Source organism: Pectobacterium versatile, from assembly GCF_003932035.1.
GTDB lineage: Bacteria > Pseudomonadota > Gammaproteobacteria > Enterobacterales > Enterobacteriaceae > Pectobacterium > Pectobacterium versatile.
In genome coordinates this window covers 3,215,776-3,238,820 of record NZ_CP034276.1, presented here as the reverse complement: position 1 = coordinate 3,238,820, position 23,045 = coordinate 3,215,776, and the positions used below count along the sequence as shown (strand labels likewise).

Annotated in this window: 18 protein-coding genes; 6 read left to right on the top strand and 12 right to left on the bottom strand. The window is 55.3% G+C overall.

Going from position 1 to position 23,045, the window contains the following annotated elements; all coding sequences use genetic code 11:
• Positions 1-24: 24 nt before the first annotated feature.
• Positions 25-798, top strand: a complete 774-nt coding sequence (locus EIP93_RS14680) for an SDR family NAD(P)-dependent oxidoreductase (RefSeq protein ID WP_125232911.1) — start codon at positions 25-27, stop codon at positions 796-798.
• Positions 799-935: 137 nt separating this feature from the next.
• On the opposite strand, the gene EIP93_RS14675 is transcribed toward EIP93_RS14680, so the two are convergent.
• The 6 genes from EIP93_RS14675 to EIP93_RS14650 form a co-directional block, all read right to left on the bottom strand.
• Complete coding sequence (locus tag EIP93_RS14675) at positions 936-1,781, bottom strand: DMT family transporter (RefSeq protein WP_116362004.1); 846 nt, start codon at positions 1,779-1,781, stop codon at positions 936-938.
• 611 nt (positions 1,782-2,392) lie between these two features.
• The gene (locus EIP93_RS14670; RefSeq protein ID WP_125232910.1) at positions 2,393-4,447 is read right to left on the bottom strand and encodes a toxin-antitoxin system YwqK family antitoxin; all 2,055 of its coding nucleotides are present in this window, start codon (positions 4,445-4,447) and stop codon (positions 2,393-2,395) included.
• A 219-nt stretch (positions 4,448-4,666) separates the two neighbouring features.
• Positions 4,667-5,584: an aminotransferase class IV gene (locus EIP93_RS14665; protein ID WP_125232909.1), complete on the bottom strand. Its 918-nt coding sequence runs from the start codon at positions 5,582-5,584 to the stop codon at positions 4,667-4,669.
• Positions 5,585-5,612: 28 nt separating this feature from the next.
• Positions 5,613-6,425, bottom strand: a complete 813-nt coding sequence (locus tag EIP93_RS14660; protein ID WP_125232908.1) for an amino acid ABC transporter ATP-binding protein — start codon at positions 6,423-6,425, stop codon at positions 5,613-5,615.
• A gap of 23 nt (positions 6,426-6,448) precedes the next feature.
• On the bottom strand, positions 6,449-7,114 hold the full coding sequence (locus EIP93_RS14655; RefSeq protein ID WP_010298963.1) for an amino acid ABC transporter permease: 666 nt from the start codon (positions 7,112-7,114) through the stop codon (positions 6,449-6,451).
• A gap of 8 nt (positions 7,115-7,122) precedes the next feature.
• Positions 7,123-7,800 (bottom strand): amino acid ABC transporter permease, encoded by a 678-nt coding sequence (locus tag EIP93_RS14650; protein WP_039360114.1) that lies wholly within the window; start codon positions 7,798-7,800, stop codon positions 7,123-7,125.
• A gap of 274 nt (positions 7,801-8,074) precedes the next feature.
• Here EIP93_RS14650 and EIP93_RS14645 point away from each other — a divergent pair, with 274 nt between their 5' ends.
• A complete protein-coding gene (locus EIP93_RS14645; RefSeq protein WP_125232907.1) occupies positions 8,075-9,484 on the top strand; it encodes an MmgE/PrpD family protein in 1,410 nt (469 codons plus the stop codon).
• Between the two features lie 34 nt (positions 9,485-9,518).
• On the opposite strand, the gene EIP93_RS14640 is transcribed toward EIP93_RS14645, so the two are convergent.
• From EIP93_RS14640 to EIP93_RS14630, 3 genes are all read right to left on the bottom strand, one after another.
• On the bottom strand, positions 9,519-10,352 hold the full coding sequence (locus EIP93_RS14640) for a transporter substrate-binding domain-containing protein (RefSeq protein WP_039471382.1): 834 nt from the start codon (positions 10,350-10,352) through the stop codon (positions 9,519-9,521).
• A 318-nt stretch (positions 10,353-10,670) separates the two neighbouring features.
• Positions 10,671-11,894, bottom strand: a complete 1,224-nt coding sequence (locus EIP93_RS14635) for a sensor histidine kinase (protein WP_125233348.1) — start codon at positions 11,892-11,894, stop codon at positions 10,671-10,673.
• A gap of 5 nt (positions 11,895-11,899) precedes the next feature.
• Positions 11,900-12,589 (bottom strand): response regulator, encoded by a 690-nt coding sequence (locus EIP93_RS14630; RefSeq protein ID WP_103971256.1) that lies wholly within the window; start codon positions 12,587-12,589, stop codon positions 11,900-11,902.
• A gap of 181 nt (positions 12,590-12,770) precedes the next feature.
• Here EIP93_RS14630 and EIP93_RS14625 point away from each other — a divergent pair, with 181 nt between their 5' ends.
• Genes EIP93_RS14625 through EIP93_RS14615 form a run of 3 tightly spaced genes read left to right on the top strand, consistent with a single transcriptional unit; the run spans position 12,771 to position 17,771 of the window.
• A complete protein-coding gene (locus EIP93_RS14625; RefSeq protein ID WP_051982089.1) occupies positions 12,771-13,586 on the top strand; it encodes a MipA/OmpV family protein in 816 nt (271 codons plus the stop codon).
• A 22-nt stretch (positions 13,587-13,608) separates the two neighbouring features.
• Complete coding sequence (locus tag EIP93_RS14620) at positions 13,609-14,691, top strand: efflux RND transporter periplasmic adaptor subunit (protein ID WP_125232906.1); 1,083 nt, start codon at positions 13,609-13,611, stop codon at positions 14,689-14,691.
• The gene (locus EIP93_RS14615; RefSeq protein ID WP_125232905.1) at positions 14,691-17,771 is read left to right on the top strand and encodes an efflux RND transporter permease subunit; all 3,081 of its coding nucleotides are present in this window, start codon (positions 14,691-14,693) and stop codon (positions 17,769-17,771) included. The genes EIP93_RS14620 and EIP93_RS14615 overlap by 1 nt, the downstream gene beginning before the upstream one ends.
• Positions 17,772-17,828: 57 nt before the next feature.
• Here the strand turns inward: EIP93_RS14615 and EIP93_RS14610 are convergent, their stop codons facing one another.
• Genes EIP93_RS14610 through EIP93_RS14600 form a run of 3 tightly spaced genes read right to left on the bottom strand, consistent with a single transcriptional unit; the run spans position 17,829 to position 21,269 of the window.
• Positions 17,829-19,010 (bottom strand): mandelate racemase/muconate lactonizing enzyme family protein, encoded by a 1,182-nt coding sequence (locus tag EIP93_RS14610; RefSeq protein ID WP_109226132.1) that lies wholly within the window; start codon positions 19,008-19,010, stop codon positions 17,829-17,831.
• Positions 19,011-19,051: 41 nt separating this feature from the next.
• On the bottom strand, positions 19,052-19,786 hold the full coding sequence (locus tag EIP93_RS14605) for an alpha/beta fold hydrolase (protein WP_125232904.1): 735 nt from the start codon (positions 19,784-19,786) through the stop codon (positions 19,052-19,054).
• On the bottom strand, positions 19,776-21,269 hold the full coding sequence (locus EIP93_RS14600) for a Sapep family Mn(2+)-dependent dipeptidase (protein ID WP_125232903.1): 1,494 nt from the start codon (positions 21,267-21,269) through the stop codon (positions 19,776-19,778). The genes EIP93_RS14605 and EIP93_RS14600 overlap by 11 nt, the downstream gene beginning before the upstream one ends.
• A gap of 510 nt (positions 21,270-21,779) precedes the next feature.
• Between EIP93_RS14600 and EIP93_RS14595 the strand changes: the two genes are divergently transcribed.
• Complete coding sequence (locus EIP93_RS14595; protein ID WP_103941075.1) at positions 21,780-22,997, top strand: M20 family metallopeptidase; 1,218 nt, start codon at positions 21,780-21,782, stop codon at positions 22,995-22,997.
• Positions 22,998-23,045: the final 48 nt, after the last annotated feature.

The following is a 23,045-nucleotide window of genomic DNA, read 5'->3' as shown; positions in this document are numbered from 1 at the left end:
ACCTGTAAATCGAGGAGTATGAAAATGAGTGAATTTTTTAAAGGTAAAAAACTACTCGTCGTCGGCGGCACCAGTGGCATGGGACTGGCTGTCGCGCGCATGGTGCTCGAAGCAGGCGGTAGTGTTGTTCTGACCGGCAATAAAAAAGACAAAGCGGAAGCCGTGCAAAAAGAGCTGAGGCCACTGGGCCCGGTTGCGGTTATTGCGGCAAACCTGATGACCGAAGAGGGCATGGAAACCATTCGTCAGGAAATCAACACCAACCACCGCGATATCAGCCTGATGGTCAATGCTGCCGGGATTTTCATTCCCAAAGATTTCACCGAGCACAGCTTTGCCGATTACGACATGTATCTTTCGCTTAACCGCGCCACGTTCTTCATAACGCAGGACGTCGTAAAGAACATGCTGGCGGCGAAGCTGGAAGGATCTATTGTCAACGTCGGGTCGATTGGCGCACAGGCTGCGCTGGGTGACTCACCGTCTTCTGCCTATTCCATGGCAAAAGCGAGTCTGCATGCCCTGACGCGTAATCTGGCGATAGAGCTGGCCAGTGCCGGGATTCGTGTGAATGCCGTGTCACCGGGAATCGTGCATACGCCAATTTATGAAGGGTTCATGGATAAAGCCGACATCGCCGATGCGATGAAGTCTCTGAACGACTTCCATCCGTTGGGGCGCGTCGGGACAGCGGAAGATGTAGCCAATACCATGCTGTTCCTGCTGTCTGATAAAGCATCATGGGTCACCGGGGCTATCTGGGACGTCGATGCCGGCATCATGGCCGTCAGACGCTAATCAAAGCACGTTCAAATGAGCCGCCCCTTACCGGGCGGCATTTTTTTGCAGACCTGACGCTGGATCCCCCGCGCCTGACTATCGCATCGGAAAATCACAATATCCGCCAGACCGCTACTTCCGCCAACCGTTGAGGGTCAGACTGTCGGTTTCTTTTCCTGAGTCACCATCACTATCCCAACCAGTACGGCGAGGGCTGAAAATACCATTCTGGAAGTCAACGATTCACCGAGAAATACGACCCCTCCCAGCATGGTCAGGCAAGGGACGCTGAGCTGGATTGTGCTTGCCGTAATCGAGGCGAGGGAGGGTAAGAGGGTGTACCACAGCACGTAGGCTCCGGCTGATGCGACTGCTCCTGATAGCAATGACAGACTAATGCCCGCGGCATCGTAGTGACCCTCTTTTATAGACAGTACTGAAAGAATGAGCGCCATTGGAACGGCCATAACAAAGTTTGCTGCCGTGGCTGCACCCGCGTTTTGTGTCTTCCTCCCCGTTATCGAATATGCAGCCCAGGCTAACCCGGCCACGATCATCAGAACCGCACTAAAAATGGGGGGCGCTTTAGCTCCAGGTAACAAAAGTATGGCAATGCCCGCTAATGCGAGCATAAGACCGCTTGCTCGCAATACTGACAGTGACTCTCCCTTAAATAATCCGTATATCACCATCGCAAGCTGTACTGCACCAAAAAGTAACAGCGCCCCGGCACCCGTATCAAGATGGATGTAGGCGACTGAAAAGAAAACCGCATAGACCATCAGATAGAACCCGCTTAACGGACGCCATACGGATAGGGAGCTTTTGGTGTGAAGAAACAGGAATGGCAGCAGGACCAGCGCACCGCTGAGCAAGCGTAAGCTGCTGAAGGAAAAGGGATCAATATGTCCCCCTTTGAGTGCCAGACGACAAAGAACAGAGTTTGCCGCGAAAGCTAACATGGCCAGAGATACTTTCAGGGCAAGTGCAGTTTTAGCCATTCAGTGAATCCTCAGGAAAAAAATAACTACCAATTAGTTGGTAGTTTACATTAAGTTTTGAAAGATTAGAAAGCACAACATTCGGTACTCACATTCTCACGAGAACGCCTGGTTTCAGACATCATCGTCGTATGTTTCTGACGGCTGAGGGATATTACATCATGCAAAATACGTTGCCGATATTATCATTTCATGGGTTACGTGGTATTTGTCAAAAGGATTTTCTGATCCAAATAAAATGAGAAATTTGGCTGTGTGTACCCAAACTAGTGGTTCCATCCACCTCTTAAGATCTTAGTGTGTACGGATTGTATAACGTCTGCTCCTCGCTCATAACTGCCGATGGGGTTGTTGCAGGCAGAAGCAGATAATCCCAAACGAGATCTTAAATCTGAGGCGTCGCTGAATAATGCCGCTGAACGACCTATAAACTCCGGCGACTCAATCTCCCCGAGCAGACGTTGGGACTTATCGTTATCCCAGTGAGTGAGTCATGGAAAGCACTTGCCTTCATGTAACCTCACTCAATGCTGTGCCACTTTCGAAAGGATATGAATCACCCGCACCCGTGCAGAATCATCGATTACTGAGCGTTTCTCCTGTGTGGGATATCAGCGTTCATACTCCCATTTCGGAATCACGCAGCCTTTAGGGCCGGGGGCGGTCTGTTTTCCGTTTTCATCGAAACGTGTTTCACAGCTTGTTGTAAGCCTGCCGTCTTTCCAGACTCCGCTGCTTTTGACTTTGCCATCGGGGTAATAACAGGCACTTTCGCCTTGGCGCAGCGCGCCCTGATAATCTTTGTACTCTTTGCCATCGACCACCAACGGTTTGAAACCCTGCGCGCGACTAATGCATTGCATCTGGCCGTTAGGGTAATAGCTGATTTGGGTGTAGCTGTCATCGGTGCCGATACGCGTTTCATCCTGACGCTGACCGTTCGCATACCAGGTATTATTGGTTTGCTGGCGGTTGAACAGATAATCGGCTTCGGTGAGGGGCGTGCCGTCAGGGTTGAAGGTTTGCTGTTTACCGCAGTAGCCGCGACCGCTTATCGACAGAGGGCAGTAATTGCGCTCGGTAATTTTGACGCCAGTGGCGGTAAATTCCTGCATCAGTCCGACTTCATAACCGTGGTCAAGGGTTGATATGGACTTCGGTTTTCCGTCGGGGAAATTATAGATATTCAGGCCGTCGAGTTCGCCATTGCGGTAGCCGCGATCGGCGCGCACAGTGGTGCCATCGTCATAATATTCGATTTCACGGCCCTCCAGTTTGCCCATGACATAGTCAGCCTGATAAACCATTTTTCCGGTAGCGTTGAACTTCTGGTACAAACCGTGGGGAAGATTATCTTTATAATTAATGGTTTGCGTCAGACGGCCTTTCTCATCACTCCAGCGGAGTTCTCCCTGCTTTACGCCAGCGATCAGTTCAACCTGCTGGATCTCGCCGTCAGCCGTCTTTAGTTTCCACATACCATTAGCCACGCCTTTCACAAACGGACCCTCGCCGTTTTCGGTGATCCACATGCCTTCAGGCTGGTCATCAACATAATCGCCTTTCGAGCGCAGCACACCCGCCAGACGGCGCTCGCTTGGGCCATGACGCTGGCCATTGAGGTAAGTATCGAAGCCACCCAGCTCTGGTGTATTGCCATCCATGCCGTCGGTGACCTCCCAGCGGCCTTGACGTTCATCGTCTTTCATCAACCCCGTTGCCGTTTCTTGTCCATCGCTGATGGTCCACTGGCCTTGCTGTTGTCCCGCTATATAGCTACCTGAACTGCCGAAGTTCTCGCCGACGGTGGTCCATTTTCCGTCAGGAACGCCATGTAGGAAAAACCCTTTTACTAAGCCATATTGCGCCGAGTAATAGACATAAGGCCCATTCTCGCTGCCGCTGAATTTAGCCGGGTCAGCTTGCCAACTGATGGCTGTCGCGCGAAATCCGGGGGTTGCGCTGTCTTCCACGCGACGGAAAGTTACGGTGAGAAATAAACCGTCTTTTTCCGCAAAGGTTTTTTTATAAGCGTAGACGTTGTCTGCTGGCTGTTTCGCAGCATGAGAAGGTGTGCCATCGTCAAGATACCAGCCGACAACGTTGCCCTGAGTAAAGTCGATGTTATCGAAATCGTGATTATCGAACTTAGGGTACTGCGCGCTGTAGTCATAAGGTGGAAGCTTGCCGAGGGCGCGTTTCACCAGCGTTGAATTGAGATCCTTATTCTCGCGAACCAGCGTGTCCAGAACCGGCTGTAAACTTAGCACCGGAATATAGCTGCCGTCTTCAATATAACGCCAACTGCGCAGGGCGAACTTGCCGTGGCTTTTACTCAACACCAGCGTGATTTGCCCAGATTGGTCCACGTCTGCATAAAATACGGATTCGATGGTGGAATCGGGGAAGGTACCGAGCAGGTGGGGAAGATGATCGACACTGTGATCCTCTTCGCTACAGAAGCAATAATAGCCTTTGACCACCTGGTTTTCCTGAATGAAAACCAGAAGGGCGCTGCTGTCGCGTGCGCCCGAAATAATCGGATGCGCCAGCGTTTTACCCGCGTAAAAAGGGTGTGGGGTGTCGTCCGGGGCGGCGATAGCCGTGCTGACCCCTATGACCATATTCAGTAGTAGGATGCCAAACAGTAACTTTACGGCTTTCATTCCCTGACCTGCTCTTTTGAAAAAGTGGCGCTTAGGTTACATGAAATGTTTCTAACGGTTAATATTTCGTTGAATCAATTCGTTGTTGAACTTAGCGATATTAAATCGCCGCGGTGGTCACTCACGTTTACGTCAAAGGTATTCAGCTGGCAGAACACCGGTATAGTGAGGTTCTGGGGGCTTCTGGGAAATGCGTTGTTTCACGACGATGCACCTCAATCACTGCGCATGTAAATACGCCTCATACCAGCGGCTGAGTTGTTCGGTAACTGGGCGGTGTTCGGGGTTAAACGGGCGGCCATCCAGCGCTTTTACCGGGGTGATGCCCGCCAGCGTGCCGGTGACGAAGGCCTCATCGGCGGTGAGAGCTTCTGCCAGCGTAAAATCCTGAGCCTTGACCTTGAGCCCGTTGGCCTCTGCAAGGTTGATAAGGGTCTGGCGGGTAATGCCGTTGAAGCAGTAACGTCCTGATGATGTCCACAGTTCACCGCGGCGGACGATAAAAAAGTTGGTGGAGTTGCAACTGGCGACAAAACCGTGCGGATCCAGCATCAGCGCCTCATCGGCACCGGCTTGCAACGCCTGTAGCAGTGCCTGAATAAGATTGAGGCGACTGTGTGAATTCAGCCGCAGATCGAAGACGTCTGGCGTGCTGGTGCGGTAGGTAGAGGTAAACAGCGTCAGTCCGCGCTTTTTCGCTGCGGTATCGACGACCTTGTACTCCGCCACGCACACGATGGTTGCGCCGCCGATGATGAAACGGGGATCCTGATTCGGCGTATGCTTTTTCCCACGGGTAATCATCAGGCGGATATGTGCGCCATCTGTCATGCCATTGACGGCTAATGTCTTGTAGAGAATATCGGTCAGCGCTTCACGGCTATGGCCGATATCTAACTGGATCGTGGCGGCACCCTCAAACAGGCGATCGAGATGCGCCTCCAGCGCAATCAGGCGGCCGTTAACCAAACGCAATCCTTCCCATACGCCGTCACCGCACACGTAGCCGGAATCAAAGATCGACACCACTGCGTTATCGCGATGAACAAATTCCCCATTTACATACACCTGTACGTCGTTGTTACGTGGATCTTGCAAATAGGCCTGACTGCTCTGGCTGGATAATGTGGGTTGCATCGTGCTGTTCCTGAATGTGAATGATGAGCTAAAAGGAGCGCTCGGCAAAGCGAGCAAGGAAGGCTTGCGTACGAGGTTGCTGCGGGTTTTTGAGCACCTGTTCGGCGCTGCCCATTTCATGGATCACGCCATTCTCGATAAAGATGACGCGGTCGGCGAAGTGATAGGCAAATCCCAGTTCATGCGTGACCAGCAGCAGCGTGCGACCTTCCTCCGCGAGCGCGCGGATTGTGTGCAACACTTCGCCCACCAGTTCTGGATCCAGTGATGATGTGGGTTCATCGAACAGCATAATCTCCGGCGACATCGCCAACGCACGGGCAATCGCCACGCGCTGCTGCTGCCCGCCGGACAGGCTGGCGGGGCGAGCCTCTTGCTTATTGCCAAGCCCGACTTTTTCCAACTGTGCTTTGGCGATGATATCCGCTTCATGCCGTGGCATTTTCTTTACCGACAGCAGTGCTTCACGCACATTCTCCAGCACGGTCAGGTGGGGAAACAGATTGAATTGCTGAAACACCATCCCTACGCGTTCCCGCACGGCGCAAAGCTGCTTTTCCGGGTAATCACGCTGGCCTTTGGCATCCGTTTTCCCCAGAACCACACCATCCAGTTCGATGGTGCCAACGCTGGGGATCTCCATGAAATTCAGGCAGCGCAGCAGCGTACTTTTCCCCGAGCCGCTGCCGCCGATGATGGCAATTTTTTCACCGCGTCGCACATCCAGATCGATACCTTTCAATACCTCAACGGCACCGAAGCGCTTCTGGAGTCCGCGAATGCGCAGAACGACATCCTCATTCAGGTCTATATCTTCACGCAGAACTTTATCTTCACTCATAGCAATCCTGTGTCGCTGTCAGGCTAGGGGGTGGAACGGAAACGACGTTCAAGTCGTGCGGCAAGGTAGCTCCCCGGCCAGATCAAAACGAAATAGAGCAGCGCCACCACCGTCAGAATTTCCAGCGGACGATAATAGGTGCTGCTCAGTAGTCGCCCTTGGTACATCAGTTCGTTGACGGCCAGTATCGAGGCCAGCGAGGTGACTTTAGCCAGCTCGATCATCCGGTTGGTTAAGGCGGGCAGCATGTTGCGCAGTACCTGAGGCAGAACCACACGCCGTAAAATGACCGAGTGACGCATCCCTAGCGCTTTCGCGCCTTCCCACTGCCCGTGGTCGATGGATTGCAGTCCGGCACGGAAAATCTCCGTACAGTACGCCGCGCTATAGAGCGTCAGTGCCAGTGCGGCGGCGCCGAACGTACTGAACTGCAAACCAACCAGAACCGGAAAGGCGTAATAGAACCAGATCAGTTGGATCAGCACTGGCGTATTACGGAAGATTTCGACAAAGCATCTGGCAGGCAATGACAGCCAGCGCTTGCCAAACACGCGAAACAGACCGAGAACCAGACCCAGTGCGGTTCCCAGCACGCCGGCCAGCAGCCAGAGTTCGAGCGTGACGCCAAGGCCTTTCAGCAGCACGGGAATGTTGTGCCAGACCAGCGAGAAATCCCATTGATAATGCATGCTGTTCCTTACGCGAGTCGACGGTCTGCCAGTGACAGCCGTTTCTCAATATGTTGACTGAACAGGCTAATCAGCAGCAGCAGGGTGAAATACATCACTGCCACCAGACTGTAGACTTCCAGCGGTCGGTAGGTTTGGCTGTTGATCTGCATCGCCTGATAAAGCAGTTCGCTGTAGGCCAGTGATGACGCCAGCGACGTGGATTTGATGAGTTCAAACGAGCGCTCAATAAAGGGCGGGATCATCCGGCGTAACGCCTGTGGGAGAATAACCCGACGCAGTGCCGTTGATTTCGACATGCCCAGCGCTTTGGCCCCTTCCCATTGCCCCGTGTGAATAGAGGAGATCGCGCCACGGTAAACTTCGGCATAAAAGGCACCGGACTGTGCGGACAGCGCGATCACGGCGGCGGTGAAAGGCGAAAACGTTAACGGCGTAATGACGGGCAGGGCATAGTAAATCCAGAAAAAATGCACCAGTGCGGGCGTATTACGATAAAAACCAATCAACATTGCGGCGGGCAGGCGCAACAGCCGCCGAGGCGACATTTTCATCGCGGCGAGAACCATGCCTGCCACCATACCGATCAGGATGCTGGTCGCACCGATCTTTATCGTTCCCCATAGCCCCTCCAGCAGCAGCTGGTGGTAAGGCCAGATGGCGGAAAAATCCCACTGATACGACATAAATATAGCGCCCCTGAAAAGTGCGTATACCCGTCATACTTCAAGTTGCATGTGCGTTGGCTACGTTCAGTCACCCGAATCACTTACTTGAGTAAGCTCATCGGGACACCTTCGCTTGCCGCCTGCCTGAAACTCGAATTATTTAGGGTGAATTAGGAAATACGTTTCTTATTTTGTTAGAACCTATGCATCTTAGCAGGTCGAAAAAATGATAAATAAATAATAAAACGTGGTGCTAATATTCCTTTTATGTATAACAAATGACGATTTTTCGATGACTCACTCTGCCGTATTACCTCTGACGCTGCGTCTGGCGACCTTTGCTCATCGGTTGACGATTCAGGACATTCCCGCGGCGTTAAGACGAAAAATCGTGCTGCATTTTATCGACAACCTGGGCTGCGGCATTGCAGGCGCACATAGTCAGGTGGTGCGGGACTGCGCGCGCGTCACCCGCCTGCACTATGCCGCAGGGAACAGCCCAATAGTGGATGGTGGAGCGCCGCTAGCCGCCATCGGTGCGGCCTTTTTGAATGCAGCGGCGATCAATGCGCTGGATTATGACGACGGTTATGAAGTTGCTGGACGCGGTATGGGGCACCCCGGTGCCACGCTGGTTGCCGCCGCGCTGGCGGCATTAGGAACGCGTCCGATCGACGGCAAAATGCTGATCTGTGCGCTGGCTGCGGCGTATGAAATCAATGGCCGGATCATTCAGTCTCAGCAACCGAGTCCGGCGCGTTTTCAGCAGGTCTATGGCGTGTGCCAGCATGAATCCATCGGGGCGGCGGTGGCCTACGGATTACTGACGGGGTGTGATGCCGAAGGAGTAGAGAACGCCATCGGTCTGGCTGCGTCATTGACGCCGTTGCCCAGCTTGCACAAATACAACTGGCAGCAGCGGCCGCTGGTGTCTTTCAAGGATTACAACGCACCTGCCGCAGAATCGGGCGTCCGTGCCGTCGAGCTGCATCGTGGCGGGATTATCGGCCCAAGAGATGTGCTGTCCGGCGAACAGGGATTCTGGCGCATGATGGGATCTGACCGCTTTGATGAAGCGGCATTGATTACCGGCCTGGGAGAACAATGGGCGCTTCAGCACGCCAGTTTCAAAGCGTATCCGGCCTGTCGTTGGATACATACCGCGCTGGAATCCTTCGAGCGTCTACAGGACGAGCAGGCGTTATCACCGCAGGACATCGACGTTATTCGGGTAAAAGGGAGCCAGAGGCTGGCCGCTGATTTTATGGACACGCGACCGCAAAATGAAACGGATGCACAGTTCAGCCTGCCGTTTGCGCTGGCGTGTCTTGCCCACCGTATTCCGCGCCATCGCTGGAGTGCAGATAAGACCTTAGCCAACCCGGTGCTTCAGGCGCTGGCCGATAAGGTTCACGTTGAGGTGTCTCCCGAGCTTGACCAACTGATGGCGCAGGAACGTCGCCCGGTGTTGCAGGTTGATGTTGTCACGCAGGGAAAGATGGTGAACGGTGAGCGCATTGCGTTTCCGCTGGGGTGTGCGGAACATCCGTTAGCGGAAAGCCGCATCATGGCGAAATTTGCGGAGAATCTATCGTCCCGACTTGCCCCAACACATGTTGCGGAGGCAACGGCGGCGTTATCCGACCTTGAGCAATGTCAGGATGTCGCCGCGCTGCTGACTCCGCTAATAAGTGTGTCCTGAATCCGTTCAGGACCGTTCTGTTACCCGATGCCAATTATTTCCAGTCTTCTTTAATGACCGATGGCACTTTGCTGACGTCCACGCCGCGCAATTTGAGGGCTTGTTCATAGTAGTGCTGCGTCTTGCCGGATTTATACAGCTTGGCAAATTCGTCATTCAGGAAGTTATGGAAGGTCTGGTCGGTTTCTTTACGGATGGCTCCGCTGGTGCTGACCTCGATAATTGGTTTCGGCAGAATCAAATTGCCTTTGCCGACTTTAGCCTGTTGCAGTGCCAGCGCCGGATGGAAGTAAGACAGGGCATCGACGCGGCCGGCATAAAACGCCGCTACGCCTTCATCCATATTCGGGAAACGCACCAGCTGTGCCTTGGGCAGACGTTTGGTCAGAATCAGGTCTGGGCTGGAACCCAGCGTCACGCCGATCTTAACATCTTCCCGATTGAGGTCGTCCCAGTTGGTCACAGCGATACCATCACGAATCAGCACGCCTTGCGCATACCAAAAGAAAGGCTGTTCAGGAAAATCGACCGCTTTTTTCCGCTCTTCCGTCGGGTCGAGCACCAGCATGGTATCGATCTGGCCGGTTTGTAAGGCGGCGATGGCATTGCCCCACGTGGTTTCCACTGTCACCAGTTTTACCCCCAGATCGTTTGCCAGCTCTTTGCCGATGTTATAGCCGATACCGTCCCATTCTCCGGTCGAGGGATTTTTAAAATACCACGGCTCACCCTGTGCCACGCCGATGCGTAATTCACCGGTCTGTTTGATGTGCTGCCAGGTTGAGGTTTGCGTTTCCGCAGCCTGACTAAAGAAGGAGGCGCTAATCAGCGTTATCGCCATGAATACCTGGTGAAGAGAACGTTTCATTATAATTACCCTGATGGTTGAGTTTTAATCGAGGCGATATATTTCGCTCATGCAGAGTAGCGAAATACTTATAGCGAAATTAGTTCTTTTCGCCTTATCTCATTCCAGATAAATATAACGATTCATTGAGAGGGAAATCACGTTGGCACGCGGTCAGCCCCCGCTGTAACGCGTGGCGTCTGGGGTTGTTCTGTTTGTCTCGCCATGTAGCCGATGAGTATTGCCACGATTTATCGTGTTTTCCCTCTGTGGCAGGGCATAGCAATAATTTCGCTATGCTTTTTAGTTATTAGCAATTGCCGACGGCGCGCTGTTCTGTCATGCCGTACGCGGCAGGGTCATGATGATAACCAGTCCACCGTTCGCCCCTCGTTCTGCATGACTTTTCGCATGAGATTCAGCCTTAATCGTGCCGCCATGTGCGGTGATAATGGCCGACGCGATGGAGAGTCCCAGCCCGCTGCCGCCGGAGTGCCTTCCGCGTGAATGCTCGGCACGCCAGAAGCGGTCGAAAAGCAGGGGCAGCGATTCTGGCTCAATCCCCGGGCCGCGATCGGTGACGGTAATCTGCCAGCACGGTGCGCTTTCTCGTCCCGCTATTTCGCGCACTTCAATCGCCAGATAGCGGCCGTCGCTGGCGTAGCTTAAGGCATTTTCAATCAGGATAGAGAACACCTGTCCCAATCGTTCGCGGTCGGCAAGGCAAAAGTCGCTCTGTTCGATATCAACATGCGTCTGAAACCCGGCTTGTTCTAACTGAGGCCGATACCAGGTCAGCCGCTCCGTAATGAGCTCGTCGAAGTAGAAAGGCGTGTGCACCAGTGGCAGCTGTCCGGCTCTGGCCAGTGACAGGAAGTGTAGATCCTGAATCACGTGATTAAGCTGCTCGAGCTGTTTAATGACCATTGCCAACTGTGATTTATCCTGCGGGAAGACGTCATCCATCATGCCCTGAACGCGGCCCATTGCCGCATTTAACGGCGTACGCAGTTCATGGGCTAACGCCGCGCTGGATTCGCGCAGTTCCCGCTCATAGCGTTCCAGCTGTGCCGTCATGTTATTAAAGTCGTCCGCCAACGTGATGAGTTCCATCGGCGCCTGCTCGACGCGCCGCGTGCGGGTATCGAACTTTCCCTGTGCGACGTCGCGCGCGGCGTTGGCGATATTGGAAAATTGCTGTGATAGCGGGCGCGCTCGCCACAGCACCACAACCACCATGGTGGGCAAGGCGATAAGCACCATGATGGCCAGTATCAGCCAGTCACTGCTGGCAATATTCGGAACGAACATATCCGGGCCGTAATACTGGTTGATAATCTCTTGATAGCGAGGATTTCTGTAATCTTTCTGTGCAGTGAATTGCTGAAATTCCGTGCGTACCGCGTCCGGCATTTGCTGTTCGGTATAGATGTTGTAGATGGCGAAGCGCAGCCACATCAGGCCTGCGATGGTGATCACGGCGACGAGCAGCAGAGAAATGATGCGGAAACACAGCCAGCGCCACAGCGACATGTTTTCTGACAGAAAGATCGACTTTTTCATCATACTCACCGGAATCGATAGCCGACGGAGCGGACGGTGACGAGCACATTGATGATGTTGTACTGATTGAGTTTTTTTCTCAGGTTGTGAACGTGCGTATCCACCACGCGTTCCAGCGCATCGCTTTCTGGCAGACAGGCTTCGAGTAATTCTCCCCGGGTGAAGGCGCGGTTCGGCGCTTTGAGCAGCGTCACCAGAATATTGAATTCGGTCGGCGTCAGGTCGAGAACGACGGATTCTGATGGCGAGACGGCAATGCTGGCCGTCACGGAGGTCGGATCAACCGAGAGATTTTCGAATGTCAGGTTGGCATCTTCCCGGATGGCGTAACCGGTTCGTCGCAACACGGCCTGCACCCGCGCCATCACCTCCTGCGGGTTATAAGGTTTGACGACATAATCATCCGCGCCGTAACGCAGTGCGCCAATTCTTTCCGGGTCGTCACCGATGGCTGAGACCATAATCACTGGGATATTGCTGCGCTGTCGCAGGGCGGACAGCACCTCGGAACCGTTCATCTTCGGCAACATCACATCCAGCAGAATCAAATCGGGTTTACTGGTCAGCGCCATGTGCAGGCCTCGTTGTCCATCAGACGCAATAGACACCTGATAGCCATCGCGCCGGAGATAGGCTTCTAGCACGCTGGCTGCATCCATGTCGTCTTCAATAATCAATACCCGTTTTTCCGCCATCGCGAACCTCTTGATGAAATCTTAAAAAACCACACAGCGTTTCTTGACTATGCATCAGCATAATCCGCCACGGTGCTGAAAAGCCAATAACTGTTGTACTAAAAAGTGTACTGAAAAATGTGTGCTGACAATCCGGGAAAAGATGGCGGATGCACGATTACCGCATAAAAAGAGGTGCTGTGTGAACATAACAAAAATGATTTTATCCACCTGTCTGTCTACCGTCGCGCTGTCCAGCGCGGCATTTGCTGAGGCGGCGGAAGATGTACCTGCGTCATTTTGGGGCGACCATACGGACGTTACCGTGGGGGCTGTTGGACAGAATGCACCACGTTACTCGGGGAGCAAAGACCGTCAGACCCGTTTGATGCCTACCCTGACCGTGCAGCGTGGCGCACTTTATGCGGATTCTTCGCACGGCATCGGCTGGCAATACCAGTCTCCTTCCGGTTTTTATTTCGATAACGCGGTGGGATATGACATGGGAAGGGATGACAAAAAAAGTAGTTGGCGTGCGGGTTCGAACCACCTGAAAGGCATGGGGAAAATTAAAGGATCGGTGATTACCACCGTCACGGCGGGATATCAGTTTGCACCCTGGCTGGCGCTGGAGGCGAGTGGCGAATTTGCACTGAGTGAGCGCGCGCGTGGTAATCAGTATCGCGTCGGGGCAAAGAGTACCGTGTGGCAATCAGCAGCAAAGGATGACGTGCTGGCACTGTCGGCGGACATGCTGATAGGGGATGCACGCTTTAACCAAACCTATTACGGCGTGACGCCGCAGCAGAGCCGCCGTTCTGGCTTGGCCGCCTATCGTGCCGACAAAGGCGTCTATGGCTATGCGCTAGGGGCGAACTGGACGCATCAATTTAGCCCCGCGTGGTCAACTAACGTGGCGGTGACGTCAACCTGGCTCACCGACAAGGTGGCGGATAGTCAGGTTGTGGAACGACGCAATGATACTGGCGCCACGTTGGCCGTTCTGTATTCGTTCTGATGCCATTTGCTGAGAGGTTGTAATGATGGTTAGCCGTTTTGCCTTCTGTCTGCTGTCAGCCGTGTTCCTGAGCGGCTGCGACAGCGCTGATGATGCGCCCGTGCCTCCGCCTGTCAGGCCGGTGAAAACGCAGCTCGTCATGCCGGCGATGAATCGTGAACCTGTGTCGTTGACGGGAGAGATTCGTCCGCACGAAGAAACGGTACTGGGTTTCCGTCTGGATGGACGCGTGCTTAATCGTCTGGTGGATGTCGGTGCATCCGTGAAGCGCGGCGATGTGATTGCGACGCTCGACGCGCGCGACAGCGAAAACCAGTTGCGCAGCGCACAGGCGGATTTAGCCAGCGCAGCCTCGGCAGAACGGTTGGCGAAAAGCAATTTCTCCCGTATGAAGGCGCTGGCACCGGGTGGGGCAATTGCGCGGGTACAGCTTGATGAAGCACAGGCAAACTGGGATGCCGCTGTTTCCCGACGTGAAAGTGCACAGGCTATCGTCAAAGGTGCGCAGGAGCGCCTCAGCTACACGCAACTTACGGCAGCACAGGATGGCGTGATCACGACGGTTAGCGTGAACCCCGGTCAGGTGGTGAGCGCCGGGCAGGAGGTGGTCCGGCTGGCTTCGCTTGACGGGCGCGATGCGGTGTTTGATGTGCCGGAGCGTCTGGTCAATCCGTCGCTGCCTTCGCGCGTTATCCGCGTTTCACTGCTGTCTGAACCGAGCGTTCAGGCAGAGGGGCGCGTACGCGATATCAGTCCGCAGGCCGATCCCGTTACGCGAACCTTCAGGGTGAGAGTCACCTTAACCTCGCCACCGGCGGCGATGGTCTTGGGTGCCAGCGTGAACGGTGCGATACAGCAGTCCGACACGGCTGTCATTGAACTTCCCGCGTCTGCGCTCACGCGTCAGGGGGACAAACCTGCGGTTTATGTCGTGAACGTGGAAACTCAGACCGTGCGTTTGCAGCCGGTGACCATCGCGCGCTACAGCGACACGGCGATTTTCGTCGCCGAGGGGCTGAAACAAGGCGACCGCGTGGTGACCGCAGGCGTCAGTAAGATGCGACCGGATGAAAAAATTCGGCTGGATGAAGAGGGGCGTCGCTAATGGCACAAGAACCGCAATCGGCCGCACGCTTTAATCTGTCCGCCTGGGCGCTGGCGCACCAGCAGTTTGTCGCGTTTATGATGCTGGTGATTATGGCGGCAGGCGTGATGAGCTATCAACGCTTGCCCCGTAACGAAGATCCGGCATTTACCATCAAATCTGCCGTGGTGTCTGCGGCCTGGCCGGGAGCCACGGTGAACGATACCGTGAATTTCGTCACCGATAAGCTGGAGAAAAAATTACAGGAAACGCCGTATCTCGATTATGTCGAGAGCTATACCCGCGCCGGGGAATCGGTGGTTTTCGTTAACCTGCGTGATGATACGCCGCCTTCCGCCGTGCCGAATATCTGGTATACGGTGCGTAAGAAAATGACCGATATCGCCAGTTCGTTGCCTGATGGTGTCAGCCCACCGGCCGTGAATGACGAGTTTGATGATACGTTTGGCACCATCTACGGCTTCACCGCCGACGGTTTTTCACCACGGGAACTGCGCGACAAGGTTGACGATATTCGCTCTGCGTTACTGAGCGTGCCGGATGTTGGTAAGGTCGACATGCTCGGCGTGGAGGAAGAGCAGATTGTGGTGACGTTCTCCTCCCGACGGCTGGCTGGGCTGGGGTTAGATCCGCAACAGGTGATTGATTCACTCAAGGCGCAGAATGCGGTCACGCCCGCCGGCATTATTCGCACCGATGATGAGAAGGTCGCCGTGCGCGTCAGCGGGGCGTTTACCTCCGAGCAGAGCCTGCGCCAGATTACGTTACGCATCGGTGGGAAATTTGTTCCGCTGACCGATATCGCCACCATTAGCCGTGAAACGGCGGAGCCGCCGTCGCCGACGTTTCGGGTGAATGGCGAGAAAGCGATTGGGCTGGCAATCTCTATGGCACCCACCGGCAACATGCTCAATTTCGGTCAGGCCATTCGCGATAAAATGAACGTGATTGCGACGCAGTTGCCGCATGGGATTGACATGACGCGCGTGGCCGATCAATCGGAAGTGGTGAAAGGGGCGGTCGGCGGTTTTATCAGAGTGCTGCTGGAAGCCGTTGCCATCGTGTTGGCGGTCTCGTTCGTCTCTCTTGGCAGCCGTGCCGGATTGGTCGTTGCTGCGTCCATCCCGATTGTGCTGGCGATGACCTTTATTGGTATGGAGATAACCGGTATTGGCTTACAGCGTATCTCACTCGGGGCGCTGATTATTTCGCTGGGGCTGCTGGTGGATGACGCCATGATTACGGTGGAAGCGATGGTGTCGCGGCTGGAAGAGGGCTGGGATCGCAAACGGGCGGCGGCCTGGGCGTATGAAAGCACAGCCTTCCCCATGCTGACGGGGACGCTGGTGATGATTGCCGGGTTTATTCCCGTCGGGTTTGCCTCATCAAGCGCGGGCGAATACTGCTTTTCACTCTTTGTCGTGGTACTGATCGCCTTGCTCAGTTCCTGGATCGTGGCGATTCTCTTTTCACCGCTGCTCGGTGTCTGGCTGTTGCCAAAAACGTTTCGTCACCAGCATAACGAACCGGGACGAGTTGGCCGCATTTATCGCCAGTGGTTGCAACGGGCGTTGGCAAAGCGGGGAATGACGTTACTCATCGCAGTGCTCTTGCTGGCTGTTGCCCTGTTTGGCGCTACCCGACTAGAGGGCGAGTTTTTTCCCGCGTCGGATAGGCCGGAGTTGCTGGTCAGCCTGACGCTGCCCGCGAACGCCTCACAGACGGCGACGGAAGCGCAGGCAAAACGACTGGAAGCCATTCTGAAAGATGACCCGGACGTTGACCATTTCTCTACCTATGTTGGGTCGGGGGCGGTGCGCTTTTATCTCCCGATGGATGTGTTGCTGAGTCACGAAAATATCGCGCAACTGGTGGTGGTGGCAAAAAGTCTGGAGGCGCGAGACGCGCTGGCAGCAAAACTGAATCAGGTACTTGAGCGCGATTTCAGCAACATTGTGGCGCGCGTGTCCGCATTGGAATTGGGGCCGCCAGTGGGCTGGCCGCTTAAATATCGCGTCGCGGGACCGGATATTCATCGCGTCCGAGATATCGCCCAAGGGCTTGCCAGTCTGGTGGGAAGCCAGACCGATGTGCGCGAGGTCAACCTGACGGCGGGGGAGCCGGAACGTTCGGTGAACGTGGTGCTGAATCAGACCGAAGCGCGTGCAGTTGGCATCAGTTCGCAGGATGTGGCTAGTATGCTGGCGGCGATATTCTCAGGTTCAACGCTGACCTCTGTACGTGATGACAATCGGCTGGTGGATGTGGTCGTTCGCGGTACGCCGCAGGAGCGACGAGATGTTGCTACGATCGCGAATCTGCAAATCCCGATTGCAGATGGGCGTTCCGTCCCGCTGGGACAGATTGCTACCGTGGCGTACGGCGTTGACGATCCGATTATCTGGCGACGTCAGCGTGAACCGTTCATTACGGTGCAAATGGATGTCGCACCCGGCGTGCGGGCACCTGCTCTGTCTGAAAAACTAGCACCTGAAATTGAACGCTATCGCGCCGCGTTGCCAGCGGGGTATCACATCACGGAAGGCGGCGTGGCGGCGGAGTCTGATAAAGGCAATGGCTCCGTATATGCGGTGTTGCCAGTAACGCTGTTGGTGATGCTGGTGCTGTTGATGATTCAGCTCCAGCGTATTTCCCGCATGGTACTGGCCTTCCTGACCGCACCGTTCGGCCTGATCGGTATTGTTGCCGCCATGCTGCCGACTGGGACGCCGATGGGGTTTGTGGCGCTGCTAGGAGCGATTGCACTGGCGGGAATGATTATTCGTAATGCGGTCATTCTGATTGGCGAGGTCGATCTGAACGTGAAAAATGGACAGCCTGCAACAGAGGCGATTGTGAATGCCGCCCACCATCGTTCACGCCCGATAGTATTAACGGCGCTGGCGGCGATCCTCGGCATGATCCCGATTGCACATCAGGTGTTTTGGGGGCCGATGGCGTACGCGATTATCGGCGGGTTGATGGTGGCGACGCTGCTGACCCTGCTGGCACTGCCTGCCGCGCTAAGCCTGTTGATGCAGTGGGAAGGGCGGAAAGTCGTCAATCCTACGACGCTCTGAGAAAAACGCGACAGGTCGTGGCGCGATGCGTGGTCGCCACGACCTGCCGATACGCCGCTATTGATCGACGACGGAACCGTCGACGTGCAGTCGGGTTTTCAGGCCGCGACGGCGATAGGGGAAGCGGTTCTCCAGATCGTCCGCCAGCTCAATGCCGATCCCGGACTGCGTCGGTATTTCCATAAAGCCATCCACGCATTTGAACGTGTTCTTCACTACATCTTTTTTCCGCACGCCGTTCTCGACGCCCGTCGCGCCAAATTTTTCCGACAGCGCCGGTTGGTCATCTCCCGGATACTCCAGCAGCGCAAAATTCGGGATGCTGACGGCGATCTGCAAACAGGCGGCGGTAGACACCGGACTAAGCGGGTTATGCGGCACCACCATCAGATCATTAGCTTCTGCCAATGCGGCCACTTTTTTCGCACCGGTAATCCCGCCGCACATGCAGACGTCAGGACGTACATAGGCGACGGCGTTGCGGCGAATCAGCATCGCGAACTCCTGCGGGTTATTCAGGCGTTCACCGGTGGCGATAGGAATATTGATTTTGTCGGCCACTTCCGCCATCGAATCGAAGTTGTCTGCGCCGATCGGGTCTTCAATAAAATAGGGATAAAACGGCTCAATGCCGCGGGCGAACACCACGGCATCGGCGGGCTTCAGGCGGCGATGGACTTCAATACACAGGTCGACATCGTTACCGACCGCTTCCCGATAGAGGCCGATGCGCTCGATAGCTTCGCCGATCTCTTTGGCGTGGGTGGTGAAATAAGGCGTATCGCGCGACTCATCCAGAAACGGTGTGAGATGACCAATTGCGGTAAAGCCGTCGGCTTTGGCTTTTTTCAGATTGGCGATGGTCTCTTCCGTGGTTCGTCCTCCCGCGTGGGCATAAATGCGCGCCTTGTCGCGGCAGCGGCCGCCCAGCAGGTTATAAACCGGCGTGTCGTAATACTTGCCCGCGATGTCCCACAGGGCGATATCGATGGCGCTGATGGCACCCATGATCGCGGCACCACGGAAATGCCAGCAGCGATACATATACTGCCAGTGATGCTCAATGCGCAGCGGATCTTGCCCAATCAGGTACGTGCGCAATGCCTCAACGGCCCCTTTAGAGGCATCGAGAAAGCCCCAGGCACCGGATTCGCCAATGCCCGTCAGTCCCTCGTCAGTGGTGACCTCAACAAACATATAGCGGTTCGCGAGAATCACGCGCACGTCGGTAATTTTCATCAATCCTTTCCTTAAGTTAGCCTGCTTAGCATTGAGTCTAATCACAGAGGCGTGCGGGTTGTCAACGCTGACGTCAGCAGCGTGGTTAGCGTATCCGGTGCGTCGATCATCGCATCGTGGTCGCTGTCGAGCGTCAGAAATCGCCAGGTTGGATCGGTCTGAGCGCGTTGTACTGAGGGGGTGAGATAGTTGCCCGCCGCGCGCGTGCAGCGGATGTAGGTCTTCTTCAGCGTCGGTGGTGCGGGTGCCAGTGCGACGGGTTCAAAGTAGGTGTTTACCGGCTGCGGTGTCAGGCGGGAATCGACCCACTCGCGGTCGGCTTCGTTCACGCCAAACAGCAGTGACGGAAGCGGGGGAATGTGCCATGTGGGGTCGCGCGCCGCCTGTGTCTGGTAGGCGGCGATGAGATCGGGCGCGTGATCCAGCAGCTTTTCGCCCGGTGCGGGTAAAAACGCATCCAGCAGAATCAGGTGGCTGACGGTGTCAGGCAGTTGATACGCGGCGGCCGTAGCGGGAAAGCCGCCGTAGCTGTGGCCGACCAACGTCACATCGCGCCAGCCCTGTTGGCGGATCGTGTCGGTAATATCGTGAATGTGGGTGGACAGGTTAATACCGCGCGATAGCTCGTCACGGCGTTCTGCCAGCCCGGTGAGCGTCAATGCCGAAGAGGCAAAGCCTGCGGCGGTAAGCCGCTCGGTCACTCGCGACCAGCACCAGCCGCCGTGCCAGGCACCGTGTATCAAGACAAACGTGGTGGCGTGGGCGTCAACCGACATGGGAAGGATTCTCCTGATTCTGCGCATACAGCGCTGCATCCAGCCGTATCAGCGCAATCACATAGACTGGCAGTGCCGCCAGCAGCGAGGGCAGATGGATCACTTCGTCTGCGCCGTGCGGTAAGCCGTGGCCTGTGGGTAGGAAGTCTGGGCTATTGGCCTCGGTACGCAGGTAGCCGGGGCCGAACGTAATCGCACGCGGCAGCACTTTGGAATGCGTTACGCCTCCCATTGAATAGGCAGGGTCTGCACGACCTGTCACATCGTGCCAGCTCTGCTGCAAGACCTGCCGCGAGCTGTTCTCTTCCGGCAGATAAAACGGTGGCACGTCACGCCAGCCGTCTACCAGCGAGATGTTGGTTGCCACTGTGGCAAGTTGATCGCGTAATGCCGCGATGATCGCGTTTCCTTCCCGTGTCACCGGATAGCGAATGTCGGCAAGGAGAGTCAGTGAGCCGGGAGTGGTCGACTGCCAGAGACCTGCGTTCAGCGTCAGCCTGCCCGACGGCGCATCCTCCTGTGCCAGCCCAATAGGCTCGCCATAGGGAGAAGCGAAAATCTGCTGTAACTGCGCGGCTAGCGTGCGTTCCCGTTCTGGCAGCAGCTCCAGCTCGCGTAATGCGTCCAGCAGTACCACGGCGGCGCTGAGCGTGCCGTCAGGGAAGGCCGCATGGCCGGCAATGCCCTGCGCCTGTAGCGTGATTCCCTGTTCGGCGGGGAGCAGCGTGATGCGTCCGGCACCCAGACCACGCAGCCTATCGACGCTGAGATCGCGGGGCGCATTGGCGAGCGTGATCTGCGCGGTGGCAGGGATACTATTGGCCGCGTTGCCAGCGGTCAGATTCGCCAGCACGCCCGCGTCGGCAATGTGCAGGCGGAACGCGATTTGCCCTTTCTGCGCATAGTTCACCGGAAACTTCCCGTCGGTGACCAGAGAAATACGCGGCACCGGCCCGTGTTGGGCAAACCAGGCGAGATCGGCCATGTCGGTCTCTTCCGCCAGCCCATAAACGATGCGCAGATTGTGATGCAGGGGAATATCCATCGCGCGGATCAACTTGAGCAAATAGAGATCGAGGATCGCGGGGCCTTTGTTGTCAGCTACGCCACGTCCGAGCAGAAAATCACCGCGACGCGTCAGCGCAAACGGCGGGTACGTCCAGTGTTCACCCGCGGGCACAACATCAAGGTGGCTAATCAGGCCGATATCCTCGTTGTGCTCGCCGTAAACCACCGAACCCGCGTAGCCCGCATGGCGCTCGGTACGGAACCCCGCCTGTTCCGCCAACGTCAACGCGGTGTCTAATACGCGGGCGCACTCGGGGCCAAATGGCGCGCCCGGCTGAGCGAGATCGGCGCGGCTCACGCTGGGAATGGCAATCCACGTCGCCAGCTCATCAATCAGCGAGTCACGCTGTGCGGCAATCCAGTGCTCGATTTTGGGTAACAGGGCGCTTTCTTGTGGGGTAAGGGCTGCGGACATACTTTCCTCCATTAAGTGACCAAATAACATAAAACATCTGCCCGCCACGCTTTAGCATGATTCCTTTCATGCATATCCACAGAAAATATATAGCGATTGTTATTCCTGCCCGCTGTATAGGAATGATTCATTTTTCGCTGCAAGACCAATAACGGGTGCAATACCGTTTATCAGATATCCTTATCCTGAATCTCTATAAAAGAAATGACAGGTTGCCGTTATAGTGATGGTGAAATAAGTAATTAGAAGCACCCTTATTATTTTAACGTCGTTTGAGCATCGTCTGGCGTGGCGACGTGGCGAGTAGTCATCGTAAAAAACACAGTATTGATTGTTATTTCCTGCCGTTATCGGCGGGCGGGTATTTTTATCGCTAAATAAAGGGATTCACTGATGTTGTCGGGTTTTTAGGGATGAAGGGGCAACACGATGCGATGTATTCCGTAAGCGGCGGTGAGGCAGACATATTTATCGCGCGATATATTCATAGCACATAAAAAGGTGAGCAAGATGGGAACTCTCGCATTACAGCAGCGTATCAGTAGCAGTATTGAACAGCATCGCGAAGAATATATTGCGATTTCCCAGGATATTCATGCGCATCCCGAAACGGGAAATAATGAATATTACGCCAGCGGGCTATTAACGGAGTTATTAAAGAAGCATCACTTCACGGTAACGCTGAACGTTGCCGGACATGAGACGGCCTTTTATGCGGAAAAAGACAGCGGCAAACCGGGGCCGACCATTGCTTACCTCGCTGAATACGATGCGCTAATCGATATCGGTCACGCCTGCGGCCACAACATCATTGGGGTAACCAGTCTGGCGGCCGCGATTGCGCTGGCAGAGGTTATCGATCAGACCGGCGGCAAGGTGGTGGTGTTGGGGACGCCAGCCGAAGAAGGCGGCCTGCGCGGGAAAGGCGGAATTAATGGCAACGTGAAGGCACGTTTTGTTGAACATGGCTTCCTTGATCGGGTCGATGTCGCCCTGATGGTTCATCCGTCAGGGAAAACGCGGCTCACTGGGCCGTCTCTGGCAAACAATCACCTCTATTTTCATTTTTACGGTAAACCCTCGCATGCAGGAAGCTCGCCGCATAAAGGCGTGAACGCGCTGGATGCGCTGGTGCTGCTTTACAACGGGATCAGCGTGCTGCGCCAGCAACTGCCGGACGGCGTTCGGGTTCACGGCATTATTACCAACGGCGGGCAGGCGCCGAATGTGATTCCAGAATACGCCTCCGCCCACTATTACATTCGTGCCAAAACGCGTGAAGAGGTGGTGGCGTTAGAGCCGCGTATTCGCGCGATTGCGGATGGCGTCGCGCTGGCAACGGGCACCACGGTGAAAATTGAACATCAGGTTGGCCCGCGTGATTTCCTGATCAACCACTCGTTGAATGCGATCCTGCTGGAGGAATTCACTGCCGCAGGGGAGGTGGTCGATCAAAAAGCGAAAGAGGGCATCGGTTCGACGGATGCCGGAGATATCAGCCATGCGGTGCCGACGGCGCACCCCACGATTAAAATCGGCCCTGACGATCTGATCGGCCACACTGTGCCATTCCGTGAAGCGGCAAATTCCCCACTTGGTTATGCCGCGCTGCTGACGGGCGCACAGGTGCTGGCTCGAACGGGTCTACGACTGTTGACGGATCCCCGCGCGTTGCAGGATGCCAAAGACGAGTTTGCTGGCCGTCGCTCGGTTACCGACGCCGCCTGATGCGGCGTCTGAACAGGCTGAATATCATAAAAATAGTGGAGTTTCCCA